This is a genomic window from Halalkalibaculum sp. DA3122, assembly GCF_043951865.1.
Taxonomy (GTDB): Bacteria; Bacteroidota; Rhodothermia; order Balneolales; family Balneolaceae; genus JAMQKA01.
This window is the reverse complement of sequence record NZ_JBINJF010000065.1, coordinates 1-6273: the sequence shown is the minus strand read 5'-3', so window position 1 is coordinate 6273 and position 6273 is coordinate 1. Positions and strand designations below refer to the sequence as shown.

At 53.2% G+C, this 6273-nt stretch carries 2 protein-coding genes and 1 pseudogene; 1 reads left to right on the top strand and 2 read right to left on the bottom strand.

What is annotated here, in order from left to right; translation table 11 throughout:
* Positions 1-125 precede the first annotated feature (125 nt).
* Complete coding sequence (locus tag ACG2F4_RS18960; protein ID WP_395262519.1) at positions 126-1739, bottom strand: sulfatase; 1614 nt, start codon at positions 1737-1739, stop codon at positions 126-128.
* A 259-nt stretch (positions 1740-1998) separates the two neighbouring features.
* Positions 1999-5352, bottom strand: a complete 3354-nt coding sequence (locus ACG2F4_RS18955) for a HEAT repeat domain-containing protein (protein WP_395262518.1) — start codon at positions 5350-5352, stop codon at positions 1999-2001.
* A gap of 565 nt (positions 5353-5917) precedes the next feature.
* Here ACG2F4_RS18955 and ACG2F4_RS18950 point away from each other — a divergent pair.
* A pseudogene (locus ACG2F4_RS18950) lies at positions 5918-6013 on the top strand (hypothetical protein); the annotation flags it as partial.
* Positions 6014-6273: the final 260 nt, after the last annotated feature.

Below are 6273 nucleotides of genomic sequence, written 5' to 3'. Positions count from 1 at the left end.
TTGGTTGGTGGTGCTTCCAAAAACTACCGCAAGGCGGGGTCAAATGCGACTCCGCTTTTTTATTTTCTTACTATTTTCCCCGGACAACAGTGATTTCTAATTGTTCATTCATAATTTCCATCTCCCTATCGCTGTTCGGGTAGAGGCTCCTGCTCAAAATCAGAGTCATTCACCCAGCCGGTGTTCATCTCTTCACCTGCCATGTATCGCTGATAGAAATTCGCCGTTCCCTCGTCCATATATCGGTAGGCATCAAAAAGATAGCCCCGGCCAAACATACGGGGATCTCCCTGCTGTTTCAGCTCGCGATAGAGTTGCGACTTTAGTGCCTGTTTTTTGGAGAGGTAGGCGGGATCTTCCGCCAGGTTGTTCAGGCAGTATGGATCGGCTGCAATATTGTAGAGCTCTTCGGGGGGACGTTTTCCAAAATTCCAATCCCAAAAATGGTACATGCCGGGAGTCGTTCGGTGGTCCAGAATGTATGTTTTTGTGGGACTCCCGTCGGTATTCAGGTAACCAGTCTCCGGGTTGCCCACCGGCCATCGTTCCGGTTCGAAATTCCGGATATAGAGCAGGTCACCGCGAATGATGCCCCGGATCGGGTAGCCCCAGTCGTATGGGCGGCCGACATCGTGCCGCTCCTTGCCCAGCAGTACGTAATCGCGTTCAGGCGTTACCTGACCGTCCGAATCTGAGTAAAAAATATCGGTAAGGCTGCGGCCGACGGTGGAATGCATTCCGGTTTGAGTCCAGTTGAGCCCGGCCACTTCGATAAACGTCGGGGCAAAATCGGCAAAGCTGACAACATCCTCGACAACGCGCCCGGCATTTTCAATACCCCGTGGCCACATTACCGCCAGTGGCAGGTGAGCCGATCGTTCATAGGTTTGTCCCTTGATTCGGGGAAAAGGCATGCCGTTGTCGGCAGTAACCACAACGAGAGTGTTATCCAGCTCTCCGCGTTCCTCCAGCAGGGCCAGCATACGTCCAAGGTGCCGGTCGAAATGCTCAATTTCAAACGCATAATCCAGCATGTCAGTGCGTACGGAGTCGGTATCCGGCCAAAAACCGGGGACATGAGCAATGTCTGACAACTGCTTGCCGCCCTTTTCGATTCCTGATTCGTATTCATATCCACGATGCGGCTCATATCCCCCATACCAAAAGGCAAACGGCTCGTTGCCCGCGCGATCTGCCAGGAAGGCCTTAAAATTGGCCGCGTAATCGTTCCCGGAAATACCGCCGGCCGGCGGCTCCGTTTGGTGGTCATTATACGGTTGGCCCGCCAAGTGTCGCGGTTGCCCCTGAGCCGTCTCGGCCACTCCCGGTGCCCATCCCTTGCCGGTGCTCCCCACATGATAGCCGTTTTCAGCCAGCACCTCCGTATATACTTTAAACTTGGTCGGGAAGTCGGCCCAGTGGTTGGCGGCTTCTTCCAGCTGCCAGGAGTTGCGTCCCGTCAGGATAATTGACCGCGATGGACCGCATTTGGGATTGGGCGTATAGGCATTGGTAAACAGGAGACCCTGCCCGGCTACGCGATCAAACGCCGGTGTTCGTACCCATTCGGTGCCGTATGCTCCCATATGGGGAAAGGAGGCGTCATCGGCGATAGCGAATAGGATATTGGGACGACTATCATCAGATTGAGCATGAACAGCCAATCCATTATATCCAGTAATGAACAGTAGACAAATAATACTTTTCCACACAAGGGAGATGTAAGTTTTTGAAATCATGGTACCATCCGATTGGACTTCCAATTCAATTGTTAAAAGAGGGCTTTGCAAAACCGTTGTTTTGACCAATCTCTGTATTTTCGCGAATTTGGAATCCTCACTTATAGCTAATAAGCTCCGGTTTCAAATTCGCTCAAGCTTTGAGCTTGACCAAAACCCTTGGTTTTTCAAAGCCCTATAAAAAATAAATGGCGTCAGCTTGGGATAAAAATATATCCACCTCAAACCTGCCACTTGCAACCTTCAGCGGATAAATACACTATCGGTTCTCTCCATCCAGGGTAGTCAGGAACTCAACAAGATCCCGGAGTTCGGCACGCGACAACACCCCGCTCATCGTCGGCATGGAGGAGGGGGAGTTCGTGCGTTCACTGATCTCGGACTTGCTGATCACCCATTCATTTTCCCTGGAGACGACCGTAATCTCCTCTTCATCCTCTTCTTGCAGCACACCCTGTATCGTCTCTCCATTTCGGAGTGTCAGGGAAACCGACCCGTAACCGGGTGCAATGCGGGCGTCGGGAGCCACCAGGGCCTCCAGCAGGGTACGCCGTGAAAGCTCGTTGCCAATATTTGTGAGGGGTGGTCCCACTTCGCTTCCCTCGGTCCCAATCTTGTGGCAGCGCATGCACTGGGCCGCTTCATGCTGGTACAAAATATCCCGGCCATTTTCCGCATCGCCGCCATAAAGTGTCTCGCGATAGCGGGTCACTGCGTCTCCATTTTCTTTTTCAGATCGATAGGTCGCCAGCAGCTTTTCCACATTTTCCGCGTTGGAGGAATCTGCGGCCTGAATCACTTCAAGTTCAAGTTCCCGTTCCAGGTCTCCATTCATCAGCTGTTGCAGCAGCTTCTCCAACAATGCGTTGGCTCCCGGACTGCTGATCTCACCCAGCAGGGCTATTGCTGTTTGTTGCTCTTCTGTTGTTCCATCATCAATCACCGGTTCCACCAGCTCCACGATATTTCCCTTCGGCAGATTCAGCTCTGTGATAGTCTGCAGCGCATTCATCCGCACGCTGCCAGCCGGATCATCAAGAGCGGTAAAAACCGCTTCTTCGATATCTTCATACCCCATTCCCGCCAGCAGCTCCAGTGCCGCAATCCTGACCTGTGGGGCCGGGTCTTCGGCAAGCATCGTGGAAACTTTGGGAACCAGCGAGCTTATTTCCAGGCTCCCGACCACGTCGAAAGCGGCAATCTTCAACGCGACGTGGTTTCCATTCATAATGTTGCGTATTGACGAAGCCGTGACACTCCGGGCTTCCTCCACATTGTTGCGCACCACGTCCCGCGGATCGCCGGTCACCCGATCGAGCCGAGACGATTCCGGCCACACCGAGAGGGTCTGCAGCGCCTCCACCCTCAGGGCCTCGGGAATGTCCTCCCGGAGCGCAAAATCGGCCAGCCGGCGCGCACTTTCGCGGGTTCCATGGTAAAGGTTGGCGTTAATTGAGCGCCGGAGCAGCGGTTCATTTATAAACTGATCCTGCTCCAGCATCGCCGCCAGCTCGTCCAGTCCCTCTTCAATAAACGCATCGTCGTTGATCGCGCGGGCTGCGTTGGTGACGACGAATTCATCCTCATCTTCCAGGAACCGAACCACCCCGGGATGCTCCATCCGTTTTAATGCCACTACCGCGGCAATCCGTACCGCGCGCGAGGGGTGGTCGGATAACGCCGCCACCGCATCGCCATCTCCAATTCGCGCTAGGGCGATTGCCCCGCCATGGCGCAGATATACATCTTTGTCGTCGTTGGCTTCCAGCATGTCGACGATCGGCTGCAGGGCGGACTTCCAGGCCAGCCGACCCAGGGCCTCTGCAGCAAAAAACCGGACCCGGGCATTTTCATCCCTGAGCAACGGAATCAATGAGTCGCCTGCGGGCTGGTAGCGCACATCACCCAGCATCTTGGCAGCCTGGGCCCGGATTTCGGCCTCTTCATCTGCCAGCAGCTCCATCAGTGGTTCAACCGCTTCCGGGATGCGACGGCCCACCTGTGCCAGTCCCCAAATTCCGTGTACCCGCTTTAGCTGGTGATCACCCCCGCGGGCCGCCTTTTCCAGTGATAGCGTGTCATCCCGGCCGACAAGTTCAAACTGCGCTTTTTGGCGCACCCGCATGTCGGCATGTCCCATTAGCCCAATAAGCTCCTCCGGGGAACGATCGCCAAACTCTTCCGCCAAAAGCTCCTTCGTTTCAATGCGAATATTGGACACCGAGTCCGGATTTGTGTCCAGCTTCCATATTCTGCCTTCCTGGTTCAATGCCCATCCCTCAACCCAGTCGGTAAAATAGAGGGCTCCGCCGGGACTAAAATCGAGTCCAACGGCCAGCACTCCTTTCATCACTTCCACATCTCGCTCCAGTTGGAACGAAGCTCCCTGCTGCTCAAGGGTAAACGCATTGATCCCCGAACGCGTCGTGGAGCCCACAAATTCGGCCACAAAAAAGTGGTCTTGCCATTGCTCATCCAGGGCGGTGCCCGGGTTATAGACCATGCCGGCCGGCCCGTCGTGGTATGCCGCAATTGGCGGCAGGAGGTGGGCGGCCTGTTTATCAAAACGAGGCTTGTAATATCCCTCATCCATCAGCACTTTATAGTCGTTGTTTTTGGGATCGTTATATTTCCCGAACTGCCAATTGGTCCGCCATCCGCTGTCTGATCCGTTGACTACGTAAATCAACCGCTCATGCTCCCCGGAGTGGTCTCCGTCGTTGTCTACCGCAATCAGGTTTCCGTGCTTGTCGAAATCAAATTCATGCGTATTGCGCAGCCCGCGGGCGTACACTTCAAAGTTGCTCCCGTCCGGATCTGATCGCACTATCACGCCCTGGCGCGGCTGGTGCCAACGGTTGCCCTCCTGGTCCTCTATGCTGATGCCGCGATCGCCGATCGACCAGTAAAGCCGGCCGGCCGGACCGACCGTAAGCCCGGACATCCCGTGACCGCCATACCCGATATTTACTCCGTAACCGTGACTGATCGATTCTTTCTGCTCGCCGTATCCATCGCCGTCACTATCCTGGATACGCCATAAATCGGGTGCCACCCCCAGGAAAAGATCGCCTTCGTGGCGGAGTACGGCACCCGCCACGTCCGTGATCTCCTCGTGGAAATCGCGAACAAAAAGCTGCGACTGGTTGGCGTATCCGTTACCGGTTAAGTCCCTGACCCTAAAAACAGATTCTTTATTGACCGTCAAGTCGCGCCAGTCGTGCGAGCCATCCCCGTTGTGATCATTCAGCCACTCGTTTTGGGCACTTCGCTCAGGTGCCAGCTTGCGGTGCAGAAAATCCCGTCGCTCTTCCACCGTCTCAAGGGTAAGAGATTCGATCATCCAGTTACGGTGGCCGCGAATGTCAATTTCCGAGGTTCTCCTGCGCGCGGTATTGGTGACCCAGACGGTTCCATCGTGATCTACATCCAGCGCCACCGGATCGCCCAGCAGTTTCTCGGAGGCCCACAACGAGAGATTCAGTCCCCCTGCCGTGGATGGGGCGAGCTCCCCGAGTATCTCGTTCGAATACTCCTCTGCAACCTGGTCTTCTACCGTATGTGTTTCAATTTCAACGTCCTCCTGTGCCGAACATCCCCAAAAAACTGCCAACAATAAGATAAAAGTTCGTACAATGAATCTGCGAAAACTGGTCATAAATCTATATTCAACACTTTTGTTACTTGTTTGCATTGCACTATCCATCCCTGAGACTTTCCGGATTTCAGGATCGGGGATTAAAAGGTAGATGATCGCTCTGAATCCCGCTTACCTGCCCCGCCAACCACTACTTTTTCATGCCAGGAGAGCTTCGAAAAACCGTTGTTTTGCCCGGTTGCGACACCTTTGCGAATTCAATCCCTCATGTTAGGATATGAACTGAGGTTTGGAATTCGCACCGGCTGGGTCCCGGACAAAAACTTGATTTACAAAGCCCTCGTCAAATCAGACCTGCTCTCCCTGGAACAAGCGCAGCCTGTCTGTTTTAGGACTCGATGTCATAATTAAATCGGATGTTTTCCTGCACCAATCCCGAAACGTGACAAAAGGCTGAATAGTGCAAGGGTAATAAGCTTATCGTCCCTTTAAATATCCTTTCGAATTTAATTAAGAGACTCCTTAAATCGAAACTTATTATCGCATCATCCGGAAATGACTGACCTAGCGAGGTAAAACCTCTGTGAACTTTTTTCATGGATTCAAGCTGCCTCTGATTGTGAACAAAAGAGGCGAACTGCTTTCTTTCTTACCTGGCCACCGGCGACACCGATGATCACAACCCAAAGGTGATCTAGGCTATAATCCGGAAGCTATTTGGCAACCTCTTTGGAGGTAGGGCTATTTGTCCAACGCCTTGTTTGACAGCCTTTTTGCCGACAGCATACAGCTGATCCGCCGACTTTGAAAGAACATGAAAGCCATAGTATGAGTCTGAATCACGCGTTTAGGGGTTAGGATTTTAACAATTTTAAACTAAGAAAGGCCATGCAAACGCTTGATATTCAATATCTTAGGGATGTTAATTCTCACAAA

Excerpts from the sequence above, each read along its gene's own strand:
- ACG2F4_RS18960 (WP_395262519.1), bottom strand. The coding sequence starts at position 1,739 with ATGATTTCAAAAACTTACATCTCCCTTGTGTGGAAAAGTATTATTTGT.